We start from the raw sequence: 21,838 nt of genomic DNA on the forward strand, positions 1-21,838 counted from the left end.
ATGAAGTTATAGATATTCATGTAGAAATTTCATTTTGGGGATACTTAAAAATCTTAAGTTGATGGGCATGTGGTGTTACCCTTTAAAAGCTTTATAAAATCATAAAATTTATAGATATAGCAGATCCTCTTTATTAATAAAATAAATCATTTGTATGTACGTTTACTCACGCACATACAAATGATTTATAAAGCCACAATTACGTGAAAACATCTTTTCTGTTACGATAACATCATAGCCATATCTTCTGCTGCATTTGTAATTAGTTTTAAACCAAATGTTTCTTGTAATACATCAAGCACGCCAGGTGAAATAAATTCAGGAGCCTTTGGACCGATGCGAATATCTTGAATCCCAAGACTAAATAGCCCGAGTAAAATGGCAACTGCTTTTTGTTCAAACCATGATAGGACAATACTTACTGGCAATTCATTCACTTCACATTGAAAAGCATCAGCTAAAGTAGCCGCTATTTTCACTGTAGAAATTGAATTATTGCACTGTCCTAAATCAATGTAACGCGGAATTTCCGTACCAGGTACAACACCGTAATCCACATCATTAAAGCGGAATTTCCCGCAAGAAGTTGTTAAAATAACCGTTTCTGGCGGAAGTGACGTTGCTAATTCACGATAATATTCTCCGCCTTTTCCCGGTGCATCACAACCGGCGATAACAAAGAAACGCTTTATTTTCCCTTCTTTTACTGCGTCAATAATTTCTGCAGCTAATGATAATACTGTATTATGATGAAACCCTGTCACTAACTGTTCATCCGACTCCATATGTACTTCTGGAAGTTCTAGCGTTTTTTGAATTAATGGCGTAAAATCATCATTTTCAATTTTTTGTACACCCTCTAAACCTGCAATATCATATGAAAAGAATCGATCAGCGTACGATCCTTTAATTGGCATAACACAGTTCGTTGTAGCTAATATGGCACCAGTAAATTTTTCAAAAAGGCGTCTTTGATCATACCATGCCTTGCCGATGTTTCCTTTTAAATGTTTATATTTTTTCAGCTGCGGATATCCGTGTGCTGGTAGCATTTCAGAATGTGTATAAATATTAATGTCTTTTCCTTCTGTTTGCTTTAATAGTTCTTCTAGTGCAAATAAATTATGGCCCGTAACTACAATTGCTTTACCTTCTACACGATTTTGTGTAATTTGTACAGGCTCTGGCACACCAAAATGATTCGTATGTGCCTCATCTAATAATTCCATTACCCGTAAAGCTGATTTCCCCACTTTCATAGCCATATCAATATGCTCTTGTTCGTTAAAGTTAGAATTTGTTAATGTCATATATAAAGCTTCTTGTGTTGTAGCATCTACAAATGCATCCGTATACCCTAGCTGAGCAGCATGTGTGCGATAAGCTGCAATTCCTTTTAGCCCAAACACAATCGTATCTTGTAAACTCGCAATCGTTTCATTCTTGCCACAAACACCCATTACTTTACATCCGCCTGTTGGCGTTTGTTCACATTGATAACAAAACATATCATCCCACCCTCTCCCAATCATTCATTACACCTTAAGCATAATACCCATTGAAAAAAAGTGATGTGATATCAATCACAATAATATATAAAGATTTGTGACAGTTCACATTGTTGACATAATATTTTTACCGTCTTCTAATATTAATATTTTCGTATAATCATTTATTCGCATAATGTATCGACGCACTTTTAAGAAATATAAATATCATATCCATCTAATATTCCACAAAATTTTCCTGGCTGATGGTACAATTAAAGTTATGGAGGGATAATATGGTATATATGATGTCTTATTACGGAATACTGTTTCTTATACTCGGTATTGCAGTATTTCTGTTTATTATGGCTGGGTCACGAAAAATTAGAAATAAAAATCTTTCATTCGTAATGATCGGTTTAGGGATAAATATACTTGCAAGTCCAGTGGCACTTTTTATAGGGGTGATGGCAACAGATTCTCCATATAGTACTAGACTTGATTTTTGGAAAGGATTTCTCTTTATTCAAGGAATACCTCTTTTCTTACTACTTATAGCTTTCATTTGGTGGCTTATTCGCCTGCCCAAAGTAAAAGTTCAAACGAGTATTGAAAAAGACCTTGAACAAAATATAAAAAGTACGAAGAAAAAAACGATAGGAATCCATCCCGTTACTGCCAGACGTATTTTAATTCCAATTATTTTAGTAGTAGGCTGTTTTTCTTACATTTTGTATTTACAGGACATTACACTTAAAAAAAGTCATTCTCCAAATAATAAAAATACAATTAAAGTAGTGAAAATAGATTCAGACTCTTCTCTTAGTTCCTCCCCCGTCAGAATTAAATACGGCTTGTGGGAACATTTGGACACAAGTATTGCAAATGATGGGGAACGTCTCGATTCTTCAAACGTTTCAATAGATTGGAAAAGCGACTATGAAGCAACGATAACGCTACGCGGAAAAAAAACAGTACCTGAAGTTGTGGAATTTAATGTATCAGATAAATCCAGTAGTTCTGTTTTTAAGAAAATACAAAAAGTGGTCAGTTCCTTTACCTTTCAAAAAAGTGAATCTCCAAATCTAATAAATATTATCGAGTTTAGGGAAACAATAAAATCAAAAGGACCAAGTCCCAGTTCAACTGTAAGAATCTATTATGGGAAAAGAGGTAGCATTTTAGAAAAATATAAAGAGGTCACTCTTAAGGACATGTATACGACAGAGAACTTCAATATCAATTGGAGAAACGATGAACAAGTACAGGTAGAAGTCTTAGAGGAAAATGTAGTAACAGCTACCATTGTGATTGATTTATCAAAATAAATCTATTTTTCACATGTTATAACTTTTTTCTACTCGGCACACAAGAGATACATAGTATTTACAAATTAAAAGATTTATACACATTATGAGAGCACCCTCTTTCCTTACAATACATTTACACTATCTTAACATTGTTTACATTATTTATATGATATATTTATATAGAAACTACTTAAGAAATTTCATGTGTTGTTATCTTTATAATCTCTGATCTAATTGACAAGAGATTATGTTATATTTTTATACCAGGGGTGAATGAGGATGACTGAAACTTTAAAAACACTTATAATGCTTGATGTTACTTACGTTGTTATAGCAATTATGACGGTACTGGTATTTGTATACTTGGAATTAAAATCTCAGTAACGTATGCAGGCATAATTGATAGCTTCGCATTTAAATATAGTTAGAAGAAAGCGAGGAGAAAATTGTTTCTCCTCGCTTTTATATTTCCATCATTTCTTATTTCAACAAATCCAATGTATGTATAAGTAACCCTCTATCCCCTACTTCCCCATGACCAGGCACTACTGAATTTATATTTCCATATCGGTTCAACACATTCTCAATCGATGTGGACCATTCATTTACATAAGCATCAGCAACGTTTCCTAAATCTTTAGCTTCCGCGGATTTCACTAAACAGCCTCCAGCTAAAATGTTGTATTGCGGTAACCATACAACGATATTATCTTCTGTATGTCCTTTCCCTGGATAGAACGTTTCTACTTTCATATTTCCAAACTTCAAATTTGTAATTGTTTGTAAGTCTCCAAGCGGCTCTTCATATCCATTTTTCTTTGCTAATTCTGCGGTTAATGCTGTACTATGCGCTTTAATGCCTCTTTCTTTCAACGTTTTTATTCCGCCAATTCGATCAGCATGCGCATGTGTAATAATAACATCCGTTACGCGCTTCTTAAATTTCTTTTCTACCATCTCTATTAATTCCTTCGTTAACTTATCATCCCAAGAAGAATCGACAAGTACTAACCCTTTAGAAGTAGTAAGAACTAGACCACTCGAAGGAACTGCTTCTCCGTTAAAATAACCTAACTCCGTATGAACCCATACATTTTTGTTTAACTGAGAAAGTGAAATAGTTCCGGTCTCATTCTTTATTACTTTTTGCTCTAGCTTTTGTTCCGCTTTCACAGAAGAAATTGTACTAACAAATTGAGTTGCTCCTAGTAAACTAACACATAACCCTATTTTTAATAACATATTCTTTTTCATCCTTATCAATCCTTTCTTTCAAAATAAATAGTTATTACCTATAATAGACAATTCATTCCAAAAGTTTGTTCCATCTTTTCTTACATATTTTTCATGCGATTAATAAAAAAGCGTACAAAATTCTGTACGCTTTTTTATTAATCTTCTTTTTACCATTCACGCTTTTTATTAATTTTCATTTTTTCTTCAAACGCCTTCTCTAAATCAATATTTAATTTATTCGCTAAATCACATACATTCCAAATTACATCAAACATTTCTAAACCAATCTCTCGTTTCGAATCTTGTATTTTATCACGCTTTAATATAACTTCCGCTAATTCACCTAATTCCGCCATCGCATACATCGTGCGTTCTTCAATTGTTGTATGTTGAAACCCTTTTTCTTTACTAAAACTTGCTACATATCTCTGTAATTCTGAAATATTCATACTTAATCTCCCTTCTTCACAAATGCCATTTTCTATTACACTTAAAATCAAAACTGTATTTTGTTAAATTATAACATTCATACTATAATTTATTTATAGTCCATTAACAGAGGTGTTTCTGGTGACTCTCTTCGCGTATCCATCATTATTTATACTAGCAATTATTTCATTTGCACTAGCTTATTTCATCGGAGTAAAACAATACACTTGGCTCTTATCAGGGTTCAATGAACGACGTGTACCTAATAAAGTGAAACTTTAATCATTGGGGGTTTTGTTCATCCCCCAATGATTATTAGTTGAACCAATCGGGCGTTTACGGGCAGTGGATCTCCCACCTAACTTCTTTGCCCTAGCTGAATTTTGAGGCGGGAGTCTTACTACCCGTTAATGCGGGACAAAATGAAGTTATCAAAAATAGTTGGTCTTTATAATCTAATTGCTGGTGTCATTGCTACAATCGGTAGTGTCTTCACTACTCCTAATGTCAAAATCATTATTCCTATCATTGTAATTGGACACTTTATAATAGAAATTTATGTAAATACACGTATGATTCATTAAAAAAAGATCATCCAATTGGATGATCTTTTTCATAATTTATCGACATATTGCTTTACTTCTAGTATTGAAAAACCAAATGCTTCTCTTACTCTCTTAACTGCTGTAATCGTTTTTCCATCTTCCACAAGCTGACGCAATTCTTTATTAATCTCAGGTTCTCTTTCTACAATTCCCATTTCTTTCGTAATCAGTTGTAATTTATCCTCAATCCTCTTTAAACGCACATCATTTTTCTTTTCGATTTTATTTAATTTTTCAGCGATACACATAAATCCAAAAGCCACAATTGGTATGACAATCCAAAATTCTATGACTGCTCCTCCTTTACTAGCTTTCATATGTTTTATTTAAGTAACTTATGTAAATTTTACCATACGAAACATTTAATGTATAATAGTAATATACAACACTATTGATAAAACCTTTTATTTTAGGGGACACTTTATGAAAAGATTTTTGAATACACTACTACAATTTGTAGTTCTTTCAATCGTACTACACTTATTATTTGATATAGTTGGTTGGCTTGTTTTCAATGCACCAATTAAAAATAAAGAAATCATTATTTCCTTAATAACAACCTCATGGCTTATGTACATGTACCGAGATAATTTTTTTAAAGCATTCACTTCGAATTAAATTAAAATAAGAAAACACTTCATCGATAAAAGGTGAAGTGTTTTCTTTTTCTCTCATTCTCTCTATTTACTGCTGTATAATAAAACTAATATTCTGTCTTTTGAAAGAAAGGAGTCACTATGAACTTAAAAAGTAACAATATATATGAGAAAATGAACCAATATTCCGTTGCAGGATTAAGCCTTGCCGTTATACGTGACGGTAGGCTTGATGAAACTACTGCCTTCGGAACACTTGAATGTGGAACAACTAGAACTGTCAATACGAATTCCATATTCAATTCTTGTTCTATTAGCAAATTCATCACCTCAATGCTCGTACTAACGTTATCAGATCAAGGAATCGTACATTTAGATGAAGACGTAAATGATAGACTCACATCCTGGAACATCCCTACCAATCTATTTACTTCACAGAAAAAAGTCACGTTACGAAACTTATTAAGTCACCAATCTGGAATCATTGACCCTCCCAATAGTTTTGAACATTATACACTTGCAAAAGGACTACCTAACATGTCTGAACTCCTTGCTGGTAAATCATTATATTGCCCAGTACCTATAGAAGCAAATTATGAACCAGAAAGTGAATTTCACTACTCGGACGCAAATTTTTGTATAATCGAACAACTACTTGAAAATATTACAGGGAAATCATTTAATCAGTTACTAGAAGAACATATCTTCCAGCCACTACAAATGAAAGACAGTACACTCTTCTCCCCCGAAGACATAGATAAAACCGACGCTTTTTCTTGCGGGCATAATAAAGATGGAACTGTAACAAATGAGAAATATCCATTTTATCCATTCGCAGCTGCTGCAGGCATTTGGACAACACCGACTGACTTATCAACTTTAGTTATTGAAATCATTCATTCCTTACAAGGAAATAGTAAACTAAAACTTTCTCAAAAAACAGTTCAAGACATGATTTCTCCTCAAGGTTGCTCAAAATGGACTGGATTAGGCATTTTTCTAGAGGATTCGAATGAAGACTTACAAATTTATTCACTCGGATGGGGCGTTGGATTTCAATGTATGATGGTTTGTTATCCACATAGAGGTAATGGAGCTACTATTATGACAAATACAGACTTAGGTGTTCATCAAATGGAGGGCATCATTGGTGAAGTTTTAAAAACACTATCCTTATAATGAATTAGACATATATAAAGAAAGAAGCTGATTCACCCAGCTTCTTTCTTTATATAACATTTTTCGCAACAATTTTTATATGTTCCGGTGCGATAATTTCCTTTATACTTTCTTGAAAATCTTCACGCAACAGTTCTTCAATATGTTCTAGTTGTACTTCAACATGAGTACATTCTAAATTATATATGTTTAATAATGCATAATGATCTTTTTTCTTAATTACTAAATATTGATTTTCCTCTGTTACGAGCATTGAACCTAATCGGGCTCCTAGTAGGCGTTGATCATCAAACTTCATAATTGCTTCTCCTTCCTTCACATAAATATAATTTACAAGTAATTATATTTATGGAAATAGCTCTAATATAGACTATATCATAATTTACTAAAATATAAATATCATTTTTCTTCCCAATGAAAATTCCTGTTTTTTCATATATTTCGATACAAAAAAACTTTCTCAACATAAAAATAAGAATTTTCAGTTTTTTATTCCGTGGAAATCTATTATAATAAAGTTAATAAATGTTTGACCTCTCCTAATTCATGTACATATGGATGATCAGTAGTTGCTGCTACTGATCTATTTTTTTGATTTCAGAAAGCAAATACGCTGCATCCTTTCCTACACCACAAATAAGTGCAGAACCCCTTTGAGATTGCCATGGCAATCCAATATAATACAATCCTTTTACTGGACTGATTCCCTTTACGTGATTAGGAAATCCTTTCTCGTTCACTGCCTTTTCTATTTCAATCCATTTATAATCTTGCATAAAACCAGTTGACCATATAACGCTTTCTGCACTATATGTATCACCATTTTGAAACATAATGTTATTTCCTGATACACTTACCACTTTTTCCTGTAGTTTCATTGCCCCATTACGTAGGAGTACCTTACCTTCAAAACCAAAAATAGGATCCTTTCTCTTCTGAAACCACCTTCCTCTCTTTGTATGTATTTCGGCATATAATAAACCCATTTTTTCTAGCCAATTAAAAATGCTTTTCCCAAAAAAATGTAACGGCAAAAACGTTAAAGGATGACTGATAGACATCGTAACTTCATGAGTTTTTGCAAGTTCTACTGCTATTTGCATGCCTGAATTCCCGCCACCTACTACTAGTACTTTTCCCTTAGGAATTTGTGATGGTGATTTATATTGTGATGAATGTATTTGAAAAACATGCGATGAAAGATGTTGTGAAAATAAGGGAATGAGTGGTTGTCGAAAACCACCTGTTGCGATAACAACTTTTTTTGATTGTAAAATTTCTGTAGGAGTATGTAATTCGAATATATCTTTTTCTTTATTTATTTTTAAAACTTCGGTTTGCAATTGTACGGGTAATTTATAATGCCTTGCATATCCTTCTAAATAATTTGCAATCTCATCTTTATATGGAAATCCATTTTTCTCTCCTATTAATGCCATACCTGGCAAGCTACTATATATCCTTGGTGTAAAAAGTTGTAGTGATTCATAGCGTTCTCTCCATGAATCACCAATTCGGTTTCCCGCCTCAATTAATAAAACATTATATCCTTCCTGCTTCAAATAGTATCCCATTGCTAATCCACCTTGACCAGCTCCAACGATAATTATATCTTTCACTCCAATCCCTCCTTCTTACAAATACATGAATACATGTTCATATGTTCATGTATTTCCGTAATCATAACATTTTATTTTTATATAATTCAATGTTTATCCAAAAATAAAAAGAGCAGCTCACTATAAAGTAAACTCCCCTTCATTCTACCTTCCCAGTCCTTAAAGCTCTGGCCCAATCATGCCTTTCCTGCTGAACAGCTACTCGAGCAGCTCCTTCCCAATTATAAGGTACTGAAATTTGTTCAATTATCCATTCTCCCAGCACCTTTTCTATCACTACATATTTTGCATGTGGAGTTCCTGACTCCATTTTATGCAAAACGGGTAATTCATCTTTGTATGCTGGAAGTCCTACACTCCCCGGATTTATAATGACCTTTCCATTTGCTAAATAAACCACTCTAGGAATATGCGTATGTCCACATACTATTATTTTTTGTTCTATATTTTGGAGTTGATCCATTATATTTTTTTCACTCTTTAATACTGCACCATTCTCGTCCATCTCTTCTAATAAATACACCTCATCTGAAGCTGGCGTACCATGACAAAATAAAATATCGTCTACAATAAATTGGGAAGAATGTTGTTTTAACCAATCTATATGATTTTTTGTTAATTGCTTTTGGACAAAAGTTAGTGTAGCAGACTGCTCTTGTATAGGTTCCCAAAGCATACGATCACAATTACCCTTAATATGTATCATCTCGTTATTCATTAATATTTCAATTGTCCCTAAAGGATCTAACGGCCCATACACACTATCTCCTAAATTGATTATCATTTCGGCCTTGCGACGTTCAATATCTTTTAATACTGCTTTTAATGCGTGACTATTCCCATGAATATCTGAAATTATAGCTATTTTCATCTAAATCCCCACTTTAATATATTATTTATATACATCCGCAGCCAATTCCCTCAAAATATCCACATTCATCACTTCAAAGCATCCATTGTTTTTCTGTATTATCCCTTTATCACAAAAGGTATTTAATGTTCGTAATAAATGTCGATAACTTGTTCCTAACAATTCAGCTATCTCCGTTAAATTCCCACTAAACACAATTCTATTCCCGTGTTGTACCTCCCTTTCTCCAGCTACTAACATGTAACTCGCGAGTCTATTTTCAAGTGGATACAGTAAATTAATTGTACTATTTTTTGAAAGACGATTTAATTTGTGGGCTAAAGAACCGCAAATGCATCTTAAAAATTTCGCATCATGAAACAACTGATTTCTAACTTTCCCTAAAGGCAAACCAACACAATAAGAATCTGCCATAACTTGTACGTTTGAAGTGATTCTTTGAGAGTGAATTAACTCTACATCTCCTAGCAACTGCAAACTGTCATAAAAACATAATAATACAGATTTCCCATTACTTAATGTATTAAATGCTTTCGCTTTTCCTTCAACAAAAAAATATAAATAATCTATCTCTTCATTTTCTCTACAAATGAACTCATTCTTCTTAAAGAATATAAGTTCCATATATGGTTTCATATCATTACTAAAAAATGAATCAATATTATTTCGCTTAATGTATTCTGCTAGTTTATTAGAATTACATACTTTCTTCATAGTCCCCCACCTTTACAACTCATCCCCATTGTAATCAAAATTTTCTTCTTTCACTATGACATATGTCATAGTAATACACAATTTCACCGTGATACAGTCATTACAAATATGAAATATAAAGGGGATTTTACATTGTATAACTTTCTTTCTGTCTTTATTGGTGTGCTTATTGCCATTATGCTTCCTTTGAATGGGATTTTATCTGAGTCGACTGGCAATTATACAGCGAGTGTTATCATTCATCTTGTAGGTTTAATAGCAGTTATTTTCGTTTTAATCATAAACAAAAATAAAATCCAGTTTGATAAAAGTATTCCACTTTTTTTATATAGCGCTGGAGCCATTGGAGTATTCACTGTTCTTTTTAGCAACATAAGTTTCTCCGCCCTTGGTGCCTCTATTACAATCGCATTAAGCTTACTCGGTCAATCCATTGCTTCAATTGTTATTGATCATTTCGGTTTATTAGGAATGAAGGTTGCGAAGTTTGAACAGAAAAAACTAATTGGATTATTATTCATCTCTTCTGGGATTATAGTCATGACAATTTATTAATGGGGGTAAGAAAATGTTATATATTTGTATCGCTATTTTAGCTGGTGTTTCTATCGTTGTTGCTAGAATTATTAATGCAAATTTAGCAAAGAAAATTGGAAACTGGGAAGGTACATTTTTCAATTATATTACTGGATTATTTTTCTCTATGTTATTTTTAATTTTCAGTTCAGATTCATTTTATATTCCTAGTCATACACTGCAATCTATTCCTATCGCTGTATACTTAGGCGGATTAGTAGGCGTTATCGTTATTTCATTATCAAACTATATTACTCCTAAAATATCGGCATTTTATTTAACGTTGCTCATCTTTATCGGACAATTATTTGCGGGAACTATCATTGATTTTTTCCTGTCAAACGAACTCTCTATAGGAAAAGTTGTCGGTGGGATTTTCGTATTAATTGGGCTTACTTACAATTTACTCGTTGACCGTCCTATAAAAACCGTGAAGCATAATCACGTTCAACTATAATACTTTACGCTTACCTATCATATATTAATAGAAAAGCTCTTCACATGAAGCAATAGAGAGGAGAATATCCTATTAAGAAAATCATTTTACTGCTAGGTAGCGCATTCATTATTTTTGGAATCGTATGGTTTTTAAACTCTGGAAAATCTATTCAAGATTTCTATACAACAAATAAACCGAAGAAAAAAGCTACTATTATTTCAACTCAAAGAGACCCAAATGCACCTCCTGTTTTTTTAGGGAAACAGGAAATAAAAGATATACATGTAGAGTCGCTTAAGACAAAAAAATCTATTTTCCTTACAAAAACAGATGAATTAAAAACATTCATTAACAGTATGGATACAGCAAAAAAAGGCGATTTAACGCTAGATGAAGAAGGTTCTGATTTAGTAGATTGTAATATGTGGATTACTTTCCAAGATGGGACTTATAAACAATATTTAATTTGGATAGTAGATAACAACCGTAGTGAAGTCATGATTGCCCAACAAAACTCTCCTGATGACGTAGATCTTACTTATTATCAATTAAATGAAGGTAATTCGAAAAAAGTATATAACTTATTTAAAAAGGTTATTTAATAGAAAAAGTCATGAGCTACTAGGCTCATGACTTTTTCTATTTATATATATTCAGGGAACACTTTACAGCTCTTTTCCTGCTCTATATCATGTCCAAAGAAAACAATTGGGTTCTCTTTCCTAACAACTTCTTTTAAACGTTTAATTGAAGATAAGGCTAATTCCGAATCAAACCCCGAGAACGGCACTTCATCTTCAAAATTCTCTTTCGTATACGATGCATCGATCGTTAATAACACTGGGCCAGAGTTCTCCGTCTCAATGAATAGTGACTGATGCCCTGGGGTATGTCCTGGTGTATACAATAATTGAACTCCTGGTACGACTTCATAATCCCCTTCAATGATCTTGTATTTCAAATTCGGCAATATACATTCTTTCATATATTCTTCACTATGTTGTGCCGCCTCATATTCAGCACGCTGCACAATAATCGGTGTATTTGTAAACGCACCATTTCCTCCTGCATGATCAAAATGTAAGTGAGAACTAATAATATAAAGAAGGTCTTCCGGCTCATAACCAACGCGTTTTAAAATATTCACGATTCTATCTTCTTCAGTCATTTTCGGTAAAATCTGTCCTTCAACAAATGTACCGTTAAAAAGCCTTCATTATTAATCGCACTTTCTGGCATACCTGTATCTACTAAAATAGGTCCTTCTTCAGTCTCCAAAAGATAACACCAAACCGGTAAGTCTAATAATTTTCCTGGTGTTAATGTACTGTTAACAGACGAATGATCCAACATACAACGACCTGCTGGGACGAAATAAAGCTTCTTTACTGTCATTATGTATCCACCTTTACAAATAATTTAGGATAAAACAATACTATATTTCGCTTATGAGAAATAAACTCCTTCTCACCTTTCATTATTTCAACTATTATCTTTTCAATTGTTCACAACTTTTCATTCCAAATCCAGTGATACTGGAAAGCCTATGCAGAAATCCAATCCTCCTTTAAGTATGTAAGATAAAAGTATCACTTTTTCTTATAATAACACTCCCGTTCTCTGAAAACAGAGTATATTTTATATTTTCAGGGAAATGATTGAGTCGTCGAAACCAAGACGTTAAAACGAATTTTGGACATAAAATAACCGACTACCTACATGTTTTAAAAAAGGCGTCGGCTATTTTGCTTATTTATTATTGATTTGCATGCTCTTTATATGTGATGAGCGAAAATTTTCAAGAGTAATATGCTACTTTAGTTTCCATGCTTTTTCACTGAAATACTTCCGTTATGTGTGTTTAATTTAATTTGATTTTCTCCCTTCCCAATAACGGCATTTCCATTATATTTATTCAGGATATTCGCTTTTCCATTGTCGACAGAGACATTAAATTGAACATTAGTTGGTTCTTTTTCAGTTTCAATATTAATCTTGCCATTGTGAGTCGTAAAATTGAGATTTCGATCAAGTTCATTTGTTTTAAGAGAAAGACTTCCGTTTTTAGATTGCCCTTCTAGTTCACCTTCAACATGATCTAGCATTATTCGTCCATTATTCGATTTCACATGAATATTTTGCGCCGTTATATCTTTAAAGTCCATACTTCCATTATTTGTTTCCGCATTAATTTTTTGCGAATTGATCTCTCTTAATTCAACACGCCCATTGCTTGTATTGATATCAAAATGCGTTATATTTTGTTGTTTTACAGAAACGTAACCATTGTTATTGGAAATTTTTAATGAATCATATTGTTTTTCAGGCAGATAGACATTTAATGTTAATGGGACCAATACTTCAGAAATGTTGAAGTTGAACCAACTCTGTTGTTTTTCTTTGTAAGAAATGAGAAGCGTTGAATCTTTTTCATCCGTAGCTAATGTTCTTTTTATGTTAGGATTTACTTCCCCATCTAATGTTACTTTCATGTTACTTTCTGTTGTAGGATTGATGTTAACACGCACGTTATTCGTATCGATAATGACGCTTGACACATTATTATTGTTAATGACCTTTTCTTCTGAAATTGGTACTGTGGCAATTGAACGATAAGTGAATAGACTTCCCACAATCCCAATAATGAAAATAATACCTGCAATGATTGAAAGTTTCTTTTTATTTATCATGCTTAAAACCACCTTTTACTAGTGCTATATTGAACTTTAAATAACGAACAAATCCATTCTTTGCTAGCTTCGTTAAAGATAACATAGCGATTACAATGAAATATCCAAGTCCACAAAGTGCTAAAGAAACGAAAAGGTTAAAAAGTAAGAATGTATTTGGATGCACAATGGTATCAACAATAACAAGCAGTGGTAAACACAAAAATGAGATTCCTAGAGCCCACCCCGAAAAAATCAATGCGGCTACTGCAATTGCAGGTCCAAGCACGATTACTAAATTGAAAAATCCTAATCCAATTACTGCCCAAATTGCCCGAAAAACATTTCCTGTTGTTGCACTCGCTGTTACTTTCTCAATATGATAACCTGCTAATAACTCTTTGGCGATTTGAGCTGGCGAACCTAATGAAGCTGTAATTTCTTCTTCAGTTTTTCCTTCCTCTAATCCGAAAGTAAAATGTTCTTCATAATCTTTTAAAATATCTGCACGTTCTTTTTCAGATAATCTTTTTAGAGATACGTTTAATTGTTGTAAAAATTTATCTTTCGTCATTACGTACACCTTCTTTTATTAATTGATTGACACCTTGTGAGAACTCATTCCATTCCTCCAAAAGTTGGTACAAATACGTTCTACCTTTATCCGTCAGTTTATAATACTTCCTTGAAGGCCCTTCTGAAGACTCCTGTAAATACGTTGTAAAATATTCTTCTTTAGTTAATCTACGAAGTAGAGGATAAACAGACCCTTCTGATATTTCAATTTGATTGGAAATACTTCGAACTAATTCATACCCATAACGGTCTTGCTTATCAAGTAAGACAAGAACACAAAGTTCTAAAACTCCTTTTTTAAATTGTACATTCAATATTCATTCACCCTATTCTAATTGGCATCTACTACTATTTATTGTTTAGTACTGTTTTATAATAAGTAACTACAAGTATAATATAACACTTGGTATTGTTCATTGCAAGGTACACTGGAAAAATAAGTATACCTTTCATCCGACGCCTATAAAATCAAAACGATGGCTCCTCTCCAGTTACAAAGTTCTAAATTAGGATGAAACAAGCCTTTAACAAAATGGAAAGGACTCAACTTTTTTACATAATGACACTTTACCTACTATAATAAAAGAGAAAAACTCTTACTTTAATGGAGGGAATAGAAATGAAAGCAATTGGTTTACATGAATACTTACCTATTGAAGAAGAAAACAGTTTAATTGATATTGAAGTTGAAAGACCTGTTGCCACAGGAAGAGATATACTTGTAAAAATTAACGCAATTTCCGTTAATCCAGTTGATACAAAAGTTCGATCTCCGAAGGATAAAAAAGAAGATATAGCAAAAATACTTGGCTGGGATGCTAGTGGTGTTGTCGTGCAAACTGGCGATGGTTGTACGTTATTTAAAGAAGGCGATGAAGTGTTTTACGCTGGAAGCATTACGAGACAAGGTACATATAGTGAATACCATCTAGTTGATGAAAGAATCGTTGGTAAAAAACCAAAAACGTTGAGTGATGCTGAAGCTGCAGCACTTCCTTTAACAGCCATCACAGCTTGGGAAGGTCTATTTGAACGTTTAGGGATTGATTACGCTAAGAAAAGTGAAAACACATTTAAAAACATTTTAATTATCGGCGGAGCTGGTGGTGTAGGTTCCATCGCAATTCAGCTTGCGAAATGGGCTGGACTAAATGTAATCGCAACTGCTTCACGCAACGAAACAATACATTGGGTTGAAAAATTCGGTGCCGATTATATAGTTAACCATCACCAACCTTTAAAAGATCAACTATTAGAATTTGGACTAAAAGATGTAGATTACATCTTCTGCTTAAATAATACAGACCAACATTGGCACGCGATGGGTGACATTATTAAACCACAAGGGAAAATTTGCTCTATCGTAGAAAATGAGCACCCTCTTGAGATGGGGATTTTAAAAAGTAAAAGTGCTACATTCGTTTGGGAGTTTATGTTTACAAAAGCGATGTATGAAACTGGTGATATGATTACGCAGCACGAACTATTAAACAAAGTGAGCGAATTATTAGATGAAGGTATCCTTCGTACAACTTTAAACGATACGCTAACACCTATAAATTCAGAAAACCTTAGAAAAGCACATGCATTACTTGAGAGTGGACGTACAATTGGGAAGATTGTATTAGAAAAGTTTTAATAAAAAAGTCCGATTTCTAAATATGAAATCGGACTTTTTTACCTTTATTTACTTGAAATCTCTTGATCATTTTGAACGTCTAACGGAGCTCTCTTCCCTATTCCGAAAGCATAGAAACTAATTGTTACGATAGCTAAGAAAACAATACCTACAATTAGTGAAATACGAGTATCATCGTTAAACCACATACCGATTAATACCATAATTAAAAAGGCAATTGTTAAATAGTTTGTAACAGGAGCAAATGGCATTTTGAATGGATGATCTTTCATCTCTGCTCCTTTTTCTTTTCTAAAACGCATTTGACTAATTAAAATAACAAACCATGGCACCATACCAGGAAGTACACTCGCACTATATACATATACGAATAAGTTTTTTGGTGCAATATAACTTAAAACAACACCAACCGCTAAACCGATAATTACACCCATTGTACCAAATAAAGGTACACCGTTATTAGAAATCTTCGTAAAGTATTTCGGTGCTTGTCCATTCACACCTAGTGTATAAAGCATACGTCCAGCACTATAAATACCACTATTACAACCAGACATCGCTGCTGTAATAACAACGAAGTTAATAAGTCCCGCAGCTGCCGTAATACCAACCTTTGCAAAAGTTGCTACGAACGGACTACCAATTGAACTTAATTGATCCCAAGGATAAACAGTTACAATAACGAAAATAGCACCAATATAAAAAATTAGAATACGCCAAATTGTGCTTTGAATTGCTCTAGTAAGTGTCTTCTTCGGATTTTTCGCTTCACCAGCAGTAATCCCGATTAATTCCACACCTTGATATGCCCCAACTACAAGTGATAGCGCAAAGAAGAATCCTGAAAAACCACCTGTGAAGAAACCACCATTTTTCCACAGATTAGATATACCAATTGCTTCTCCTCCGTTCCCAATTCCGAAGAAAATGAGACCGAATCCGGCAATAATCATTAATAAAATCGTAACAATTTTAATCATTGCAAACCAAAATTCAAATTCACCAAATGACTTAACCGAAATTAAGTTAGCAGCACTAAGAATAACCATTGCGATAACACCAGGTATCCAAGCTGGTAAATCCGGGAACCAATATTTCATATATGCCCCAACTGCGATAATCTCTGACATCCCAACGATAACCCACTGGAACCAGTTACTCCACGCTGTCATATAACCAGCTAGCGGATGAATATACTTGTGACCAAATGTCGCAAATGAACCTGTGCTTGGCTCCATATACAACATTTCTCCCATGGCACGCATAATGAAGAAGATAAAAATACCTGCAATTGCATATGCAAGCATTACTGACGGACCTGTCCATTTAATCGTGCTGGCTGACCCCATAAACAAACCAACACCAATCGTTCCGCCTAAAGCGATCATTTGAATATGACGTGCTTCTAAGCCTCTTTTCAATTCTTTGTTTGCCACTTCACTTCCCCCTCTTAGATGATTCATAGCCGCATTTTAAAACAAGATGCTTTCCCCTAATTCCTTTCGGCCCTGAAAATGATGAAGCAAACGTCATTTTACACTAGCTTTAAAGCTATCCTAAAATCGTTTTTTGCCCCTAATAAAATTCTCAAAACCTCTCATCTTCCAATATTCTATAAATCTTAAAATTACTTATTTTATATTAATTCATTTATCTGAAAAATTCAATTATTTTTTCAATAAATTAATATGCATGATTACGTTTAATTTTTAACTTAATTAGAAATAAAATACATCTATTCAATATGATTCTAGTGTAAATGTTATTACAATATAAATAACCGAGGAAAGCATTTCTTCCTCGGTTTTATACAGCATGTACTTCAATATTTATAGTTCATAATGTAATTACCCGCATGTCCGATTAACACATCCCGCAGGGAATTTAATATATTAGTAAAACTACAATATTACTAACTTCTCACTCTCTTGTTTACCCAATGCTTACAGAGAAAATTTCTCTTTCCTATCTCCTATTTCAAGAAAAATATAACTACACTTAATACAATCAACACTACACCTGAAAGTGGAAGCCTCTTTTCTTCACCTTTTATCTTTTTCTCAATAATACCTTTAATTTCTGTCCTCATATTCTCTGGACATTTCCTAAATAAAATATTAGTTGTATGTAATGGTCTATTTAATATTCGAATTTTAACAGGAGATCCTGATAAATATATATTATTTTTATCCAAAGTAAATTCTATATTTGCTTCAGTAAGCCCTTCTTTCACTAATATATTCACTCGGCTAGAAGATAAATTAAACACTGTATAATCGTTAAAAGCTAGCCCTCTAATATCGAAATGTGAGTATACGAGAACTAAAGTTATAAACAACAAAACTAGTACAACTATTGTTTTCACTAATGAAAGTTGATTTAACATATAAGAAGATGTTGTCATATAAGCACAAAAGAATGCCATTAAATTACAAAGATAGTGGTTGACAATGAAAGTTTTTCTTATAACTATTGTAAGTCCGGAAATGATTAGTAGAGCGCATGCTAGATTCATTAACATATTTTCACCTCCCAAAAACTATAACTATACAACTTTGTTATATTTTAACATTAATTACATATTCATACCTATATTTTATGAAAAAAATATAAAAGAGTCTCATTAAAAAATGAGACTCTTTTACCATTTCATATTTAAATCGATTTTGAAGTTTGCTTACCAAAAATAAACACCTTAGTAAACACCATCATGATAACTACTATAGCCAGAAAATATAGCGGCATCACCATCAACGAACCTGTATGAAGCTGGCTCATACCCCAAATTGTCACCGTCACTATTATATAGTACCCTAGGCTAAACAATGCACCTGCTGTACCAATGACATCTTGAAAATCTACTAATGCTAAACTTAAGCAGTTAGGTAATGCTACCCCAATTCCTAATAGCAATATAAACATCGCTACTAAAAATCCAATCATATATATTATGTTTGGATTTGATCCAACATAAGTAATAACAGATAAAATGACTGCTCCCCCTGTCATTACAATACAACCTATATATATGATTTTCTCCGGTTTATAAATAGGCAGTAACCGTTTTGAAACTTTCGCTCCAATAATTGATGCAGAAGCGACAACGATTCCTAAAAATCCATACATACTAGGCGATAACTGAAAGTATTCAATAAAGATAAACGGGGCTTCTGCATAATAGCTAAATAAAACACCATTCGCTCCTCCAATTAATAGACCGTATGTTACTACTTTCGGATTTGTAATTAATCTTTTCGCTACTACGAAAACATTTATTTTATCCATTACTGCGCCCGTTTTTGTTTCCGGAAGAGAAACAAACGTATACAGCAAAATCCCAACACTCATAACTACTAAACTTAAAAATACTATTTTAAACCCAAACATTTGATCAAGAAAGCCACCAATTAACGGTCCTATCGCTGGTGTAAAAGCAATGACTGCCGAAATTTGAGCAAACATAACATGGCGTTTATGCCCATCTACACTTTCACGAAGAATCGTTTGTGTAACAACTGATCCTGCACTTGCCCCAAACGCTTGAATAAAACGACTTAGCAATAAAACTTCAATGGAACTTGCAATATAGCATAAGAAACTTCCAGCGCCATATACTACAATTCCAAATAACATTGCTGGGCGACGACCAATTATATCTGATAACCATCCAATAAAAAATACACCTAAAGCAAATCCAGCAAAATAAACACTAAGCGTTAACTGCACCTCATTATTACTTACATGTAGCGCCTTTGAAATGTCTGGTAAAGACGGTGTGTAAATTGTTTCACTAATTTGCGGAAATGCCACAAGAATAACCATTAACCACAGTGATGGTACTGAGACTTTTTTCATTTTTCATACCCTCCTATAACTTTGAAAATCTCAGAAATGAATAGACTTTCCTTAGCTACGGAACAGGAGGGGCCATTATAGAAATTCGATCATAAAACAACAAAGAAAACACCTCAATTACGCATGTTAATACTTATAGGAGGGCAATATTAACATTGATTTTACAATATAGTCTTTCAATTATATGATAGGTTGTATTTGTTTTCTAGTGTTCATAATCTGAATATTTGTTAGTACACGAATGTCCTTTCCATTCTCTCGGAAAATTAATACGATTTAAAAAGCGCAACTAAACAACTGAAACGCCCCTTCAATTGTTAAAATCAATCTCACAATTGAAGGGGCGTTTTTTTATTGCTAAATTTTCACTGATTGTTCTTCTTGATAGATAATTTCTCCATCAATAATCGTTGTTTCTACTTTTAAATCTTTAATTTGGTCTGGATTGACATTTAAAATACTGTCATTTAATACAACTAAATCCGCTAACTTACCGACCTCTATACTTCCTTTTATCTCTTCTTCAAAACTCGCATAAGCGCCATTCCATGTGTATAGTTTAATAGCTTCCATTATACTTATAGATTGATTCGCACCAATCTCCATCCCAGACTTACTTTTTCTATTAACAGCAACATGAATTCCTAATAAAGGATTATAGTCAGTAACTGGCGCGTCCGAACTACCTGCTGCAATGATGCCACGATCAATAAAATCACGAGCAGCGTACATGTGGTTAACACGCTCACCATAGTGCCGTGCATATATCTCTCCAAATTCATATGGAAATGGAGGATTCGGAATTGGAACTATCTCGAGTTTTTTCATTCTCTCTTGTAAATCTGGTGAAGAAATTCCCGCGTGCTCAATCCGATGACGGTGATTTTTTCTTGGCGATTCCTCTAGCGCTCTTTCTACACAATTTAAATACATTTCAATAGCTTTATCACCTTGTGCATGTACAGTGATTTGATAACCTTTTTTATGTGCTTCACCTAAAACTTGATAGATTTCTTCCTCACTATAATAAAGAATACCATAATTGTTAGAGTCACTAGAATATGACTTGCGGGTTGCAATTGTAGGCCCTGTGCTACTTCCATCTGTAAACATTTTAGCTGGTCCAACTTTGAATCTTTCATCTCCGGTACCAGTTACCACACCAGCTTCGACCATTTTATTAACAAATTCATGGGAGTTATTTAACTGACATATCATTGCATATATTCTGACACGAATATCTCTACTCTTCACAGCTTGTTGCAGTAAACGAAAGCTCTCAGGTCCATCTCCACCTGCGTCATGTATACTCGTTATGCCAGCTGCAACGAAATGATCTGATGCAATTTTTACTGCCTTCATCATTTCACTTTCTTTATAACTTGCAACCTCACTCATCCTCATATTTGCTGCTTCAATTAACCTTCCTGTAAGCTTTCCTGCCTGATCCTTTTCAATAACTCCCCCACTCGTGTTCGGTGTGTCCTCGTTAATTCGCGCAATTTCTAAAGCTTTGCTGTTCACTACGCTTATATGGTGGCAAGTACGAGTTATAATAATAGGATGTTCAACTGAAATTTCATCCAGCTCAGTAATTGTTGGATAACGCTTTTCCTTCACAGCGGTTTCATTAAAGCCCCAAGCACGTATCCATTCACCTTTTGGCGTTTCTAATGCCTTCTTTTTCAAATCATCTAACAAAGCCTCGATAGAATCAATATGTTCAGCTTTACAACTGACAGCCAACTGATTTTGCCCATAAGAAATGAGGTGAAGATGGGAATCAATGAATCCAGGAAGAAGCGTTTTTCCTTGCAGGTCAATTACATTCGTTTTTTCTCCTATAAAACTCTTAACCTCCTGATTTGAACCAACAACTGCGATACGATTATCTTTTATTGCTACAGCCTCGGCCACTGTATTCTTTTGGTCTACTGTAATAACTTCTCCATTTATCAATACAACATCAGCTTTCATAAACTCAGCCCTTTCGGAATTACTCTTTTAGAGTGATTCGTTCCATATTTAAAGATATATC

Annotated in this window: 22 protein-coding genes and 3 pseudogenes; 9 read left to right on the forward strand and 16 right to left on the reverse strand. The window is 33.6% G+C overall.

What is annotated here, in order from left to right; all coding sequences use genetic code 11:
• Positions 1-221: 221 nt before the first annotated feature.
• Positions 222-1,508 (reverse strand): hydroxylamine reductase, encoded by a 1,287-nt coding sequence (gene hcp / locus KPL75_RS03615; protein WP_219919431.1) that lies wholly within the window; start codon positions 1,506-1,508, stop codon positions 222-224.
• Between the two features lie 275 nt (positions 1,509-1,783).
• Here hcp and KPL75_RS03620 point away from each other — a divergent pair, with 275 nt between their 5' ends.
• Entirely contained in the window at positions 1,784-2,815 is a 1,032-nt protein-coding gene (locus KPL75_RS03620; RefSeq protein ID WP_219919432.1) for a hypothetical protein, read from the forward strand.
• A gap of 462 nt (positions 2,816-3,277) precedes the next feature.
• On the opposite strand, the gene bla2 is transcribed toward KPL75_RS03620, so the two are convergent.
• Positions 3,278-4,051 (reverse strand): BcII family subclass B1 metallo-beta-lactamase, encoded by a 774-nt coding sequence (gene bla2, locus KPL75_RS03625; protein ID WP_219919433.1) that lies wholly within the window; start codon positions 4,049-4,051, stop codon positions 3,278-3,280.
• Between the two features lie 149 nt (positions 4,052-4,200).
• A complete protein-coding gene (locus tag KPL75_RS03630; protein WP_219919434.1) occupies positions 4,201-4,482 on the reverse strand; it encodes a MazG nucleotide pyrophosphohydrolase domain-containing protein in 282 nt (93 codons plus the stop codon).
• Between the two features lie 121 nt (positions 4,483-4,603).
• Between KPL75_RS03630 and KPL75_RS03635 the strand changes: the two are divergent.
• A pseudogene (locus tag KPL75_RS03635) lies at positions 4,604-4,741 on the forward strand (exonuclease); the annotation flags it as partial.
• 137 nt (positions 4,742-4,878) lie between these two features.
• A pseudogene (locus KPL75_RS03640) lies at positions 4,879-5,046 on the forward strand (exonuclease); the annotation flags it as partial.
• Between the two features lie 29 nt (positions 5,047-5,075).
• Here KPL75_RS03640 and KPL75_RS03645 read toward each other — a convergent pair.
• A complete protein-coding gene (locus KPL75_RS03645) occupies positions 5,076-5,357 on the reverse strand; it encodes a hypothetical protein (RefSeq protein ID WP_219921060.1) in 282 nt (93 codons plus the stop codon).
• Between the two features lie 133 nt (positions 5,358-5,490).
• On the opposite strand from KPL75_RS03645, the gene KPL75_RS03650 reads away from it, so the two are divergent.
• Together KPL75_RS03650 and KPL75_RS03655 are read left to right on the forward strand one after the other, a co-directional pair.
• Positions 5,491-5,685 (forward strand): hypothetical protein, encoded by a 195-nt coding sequence (locus KPL75_RS03650; RefSeq protein ID WP_219919436.1) that lies wholly within the window; start codon positions 5,491-5,493, stop codon positions 5,683-5,685.
• Between the two features lie 119 nt (positions 5,686-5,804).
• A complete protein-coding gene (locus tag KPL75_RS03655) occupies positions 5,805-6,842 on the forward strand; it encodes a serine hydrolase domain-containing protein (RefSeq protein ID WP_219919437.1) in 1,038 nt (345 codons plus the stop codon).
• 49 nt (positions 6,843-6,891) lie between these two features.
• On the opposite strand, the gene KPL75_RS03660 is transcribed toward KPL75_RS03655, so the two are convergent.
• The 4 genes from KPL75_RS03660 to yeiL form a co-directional block, all read right to left on the reverse strand.
• Entirely contained in the window at positions 6,892-7,140 is a 249-nt protein-coding gene (locus KPL75_RS03660) for a hypothetical protein (protein ID WP_219919438.1), read from the reverse strand.
• A 277-nt stretch (positions 7,141-7,417) separates the two neighbouring features.
• Positions 7,418-8,461: a flavin-containing monooxygenase gene (locus tag KPL75_RS03665; protein ID WP_219919439.1), complete on the reverse strand. Its 1,044-nt coding sequence runs from the start codon at positions 8,459-8,461 to the stop codon at positions 7,418-7,420.
• Between the two features lie 139 nt (positions 8,462-8,600).
• On the reverse strand, positions 8,601-9,332 hold the full coding sequence (locus KPL75_RS03670) for a metallophosphoesterase family protein (protein WP_219919440.1): 732 nt from the start codon (positions 9,330-9,332) through the stop codon (positions 8,601-8,603).
• A gap of 21 nt (positions 9,333-9,353) precedes the next feature.
• On the reverse strand, positions 9,354-10,046 hold the full coding sequence (gene yeiL / locus KPL75_RS03675) for a transcriptional regulator YeiL (protein ID WP_219919441.1): 693 nt from the start codon (positions 10,044-10,046) through the stop codon (positions 9,354-9,356).
• A gap of 108 nt (positions 10,047-10,154) precedes the next feature.
• Between yeiL and KPL75_RS03680 the strand changes: the two genes are divergently transcribed.
• The 3 genes from KPL75_RS03680 (at position 10,155) to KPL75_RS03690 (ending at position 11,663) form a co-directional block, all read left to right on the forward strand.
• The gene (locus tag KPL75_RS03680; RefSeq protein WP_219919442.1) at positions 10,155-10,601 is read left to right on the forward strand and encodes a DMT family transporter; all 447 of its coding nucleotides are present in this window, start codon (positions 10,155-10,157) and stop codon (positions 10,599-10,601) included.
• A 13-nt stretch (positions 10,602-10,614) separates the two neighbouring features.
• Complete coding sequence (locus tag KPL75_RS03685; RefSeq protein ID WP_219919443.1) at positions 10,615-11,079, forward strand: DMT family transporter; 465 nt, start codon at positions 10,615-10,617, stop codon at positions 11,077-11,079.
• An 89-nt stretch (positions 11,080-11,168) separates the two neighbouring features.
• Complete coding sequence (locus tag KPL75_RS03690) at positions 11,169-11,663, forward strand: hypothetical protein (RefSeq protein ID WP_219921061.1); 495 nt, start codon at positions 11,169-11,171, stop codon at positions 11,661-11,663.
• A 41-nt stretch (positions 11,664-11,704) separates the two neighbouring features.
• Here KPL75_RS03690 and aiiA read toward each other — a convergent pair.
• The 4 genes and pseudogenes from aiiA to KPL75_RS03710 form a co-directional block, all read right to left on the reverse strand.
• Positions 11,705-12,456 (reverse strand): annotated as a pseudogene (gene aiiA, locus KPL75_RS03695) (N-acyl homoserine lactonase AiiA).
• A gap of 422 nt (positions 12,457-12,878) precedes the next feature.
• Complete coding sequence (locus KPL75_RS03700; RefSeq protein ID WP_219919444.1) at positions 12,879-13,751, reverse strand: DUF4097 family beta strand repeat-containing protein; 873 nt, start codon at positions 13,749-13,751, stop codon at positions 12,879-12,881.
• Positions 13,741-14,304 carry an HAAS signaling domain-containing protein gene (locus KPL75_RS03705; RefSeq protein WP_002066387.1) on the reverse strand — a complete coding sequence of 188 codons (564 nt, stop codon included), beginning with the start codon at positions 14,302-14,304 and terminating at the stop codon, positions 13,741-13,743. The genes KPL75_RS03700 and KPL75_RS03705 overlap by 11 nt, the downstream gene beginning before the upstream one ends.
• On the reverse strand, positions 14,291-14,620 hold the full coding sequence (locus tag KPL75_RS03710) for a PadR family transcriptional regulator (protein ID WP_002165328.1): 330 nt from the start codon (positions 14,618-14,620) through the stop codon (positions 14,291-14,293). The genes KPL75_RS03705 and KPL75_RS03710 overlap by 14 nt, the downstream gene beginning before the upstream one ends.
• Positions 14,621-14,925: 305 nt before the next feature.
• On the opposite strand from KPL75_RS03710, the gene KPL75_RS03715 reads away from it, so the two are divergent.
• Positions 14,926-15,945, forward strand: coding sequence for a zinc-binding alcohol dehydrogenase family protein (locus KPL75_RS03715; RefSeq protein WP_219919445.1), 1,020 nt, complete (start codon positions 14,926-14,928; stop codon positions 15,943-15,945).
• 44 nt (positions 15,946-15,989) lie between these two features.
• Here the strand turns inward: KPL75_RS03715 and KPL75_RS03720 are convergent, their stop codons facing one another.
• The 4 genes from KPL75_RS03720 to KPL75_RS03735 all read right to left on the reverse strand — a co-directional run bounded on the left by KPL75_RS03720 (position 15,990) and on the right by KPL75_RS03735 (position 21,777).
• Positions 15,990-17,381 carry an amino acid permease gene (locus tag KPL75_RS03720; RefSeq protein WP_219919446.1) on the reverse strand — a complete coding sequence of 464 codons (1,392 nt, stop codon included), beginning with the start codon at positions 17,379-17,381 and terminating at the stop codon, positions 15,990-15,992.
• Between the two features lie 536 nt (positions 17,382-17,917).
• Complete coding sequence (locus KPL75_RS03725; RefSeq protein WP_219919447.1) at positions 17,918-18,466, reverse strand: hypothetical protein; 549 nt, start codon at positions 18,464-18,466, stop codon at positions 17,918-17,920.
• A 134-nt stretch (positions 18,467-18,600) separates the two neighbouring features.
• Entirely contained in the window at positions 18,601-19,800 is a 1,200-nt protein-coding gene (locus KPL75_RS03730; protein ID WP_219919448.1) for a multidrug effflux MFS transporter, read from the reverse strand.
• Between the two features lie 357 nt (positions 19,801-20,157).
• Positions 20,158-21,777 (reverse strand): amidohydrolase, encoded by a 1,620-nt coding sequence (locus tag KPL75_RS03735; protein WP_219919449.1) that lies wholly within the window; start codon positions 21,775-21,777, stop codon positions 20,158-20,160.
• Positions 21,778-21,838: the final 61 nt, after the last annotated feature.

Origin of the sequence: Bacillus sp. NP247 (assembly GCF_018966865.1) — a bacterium.
Classification (GTDB): Bacteria; Bacillota; Bacilli; order Bacillales; family Bacillaceae_G; genus Bacillus_A.

Bases quoted from the DNA above. Each gene is read 5' to 3' on its own strand.
- hcp (WP_219919431.1), bottom strand. From the start codon at position 1,508: ATGTTTTGTTATCAATGTGAACAAACGCCAACAGGCGGATGTAAAGTA.
- KPL75_RS03620 (WP_219919432.1), top strand. From the start codon at position 1,784: ATGGTATATATGATGTCTTATTACGGAATACTGTTTCTTATACTCGGT.
- bla2 (WP_219919433.1), bottom strand. From the start codon at position 4,051: ATGAAAAAGAATATGTTATTAAAAATAGGGTTATGTGTTAGTTTACTA.
- KPL75_RS03630 (WP_219919434.1), bottom strand. From the start codon at position 4,482: ATGAATATTTCAGAATTACAGAGATATGTAGCAAGTTTTAGTAAAGAA.
- KPL75_RS03650 (WP_219919436.1), top strand. From the start codon at position 5,491: ATGAAAAGATTTTTGAATACACTACTACAATTTGTAGTTCTTTCAATC.
- KPL75_RS03655 (WP_219919437.1), top strand. From the start codon at position 5,805: ATGAACTTAAAAAGTAACAATATATATGAGAAAATGAACCAATATTCC.
- KPL75_RS03660 (WP_219919438.1), bottom strand. From the start codon at position 7,140: ATGAAGTTTGATGATCAACGCCTACTAGGAGCCCGATTAGGTTCAATG.
- KPL75_RS03670 (WP_219919440.1), bottom strand. From the start codon at position 9,332: ATGAAAATAGCTATAATTTCAGATATTCATGGGAATAGTCACGCATTA.
- yeiL (WP_219919441.1), bottom strand. From the start codon at position 10,046: ATGAAGAAAGTATGTAATTCTAATAAACTAGCAGAATACATTAAGCGA.
- KPL75_RS03680 (WP_219919442.1), top strand. From the start codon at position 10,155: ATGAAATATAAAGGGGATTTTACATTGTATAACTTTCTTTCTGTCTTT.
- KPL75_RS03685 (WP_219919443.1), top strand. From the start codon at position 10,615: ATGTTATATATTTGTATCGCTATTTTAGCTGGTGTTTCTATCGTTGTT.
- KPL75_RS03700 (WP_219919444.1), bottom strand. From the start codon at position 13,751: ATGATAAATAAAAAGAAACTTTCAATCATTGCAGGTATTATTTTCATT.
- KPL75_RS03705 (WP_002066387.1), bottom strand. From the start codon at position 14,304: ATGACGAAAGATAAATTTTTACAACAATTAAACGTATCTCTAAAAAGA.
- KPL75_RS03715 (WP_219919445.1), top strand. From the start codon at position 14,926: ATGAAAGCAATTGGTTTACATGAATACTTACCTATTGAAGAAGAAAAC.
- KPL75_RS03725 (WP_219919447.1), bottom strand. From the start codon at position 18,466: ATGTTAATGAATCTAGCATGCGCTCTACTAATCATTTCCGGACTTACA.
- KPL75_RS03730 (WP_219919448.1), bottom strand. From the start codon at position 19,800: ATGAAAAAAGTCTCAGTACCATCACTGTGGTTAATGGTTATTCTTGTG.
- KPL75_RS03735 (WP_219919449.1), bottom strand. From the start codon at position 21,777: ATGAAAGCTGATGTTGTATTGATAAATGGAGAAGTTATTACAGTAGAC.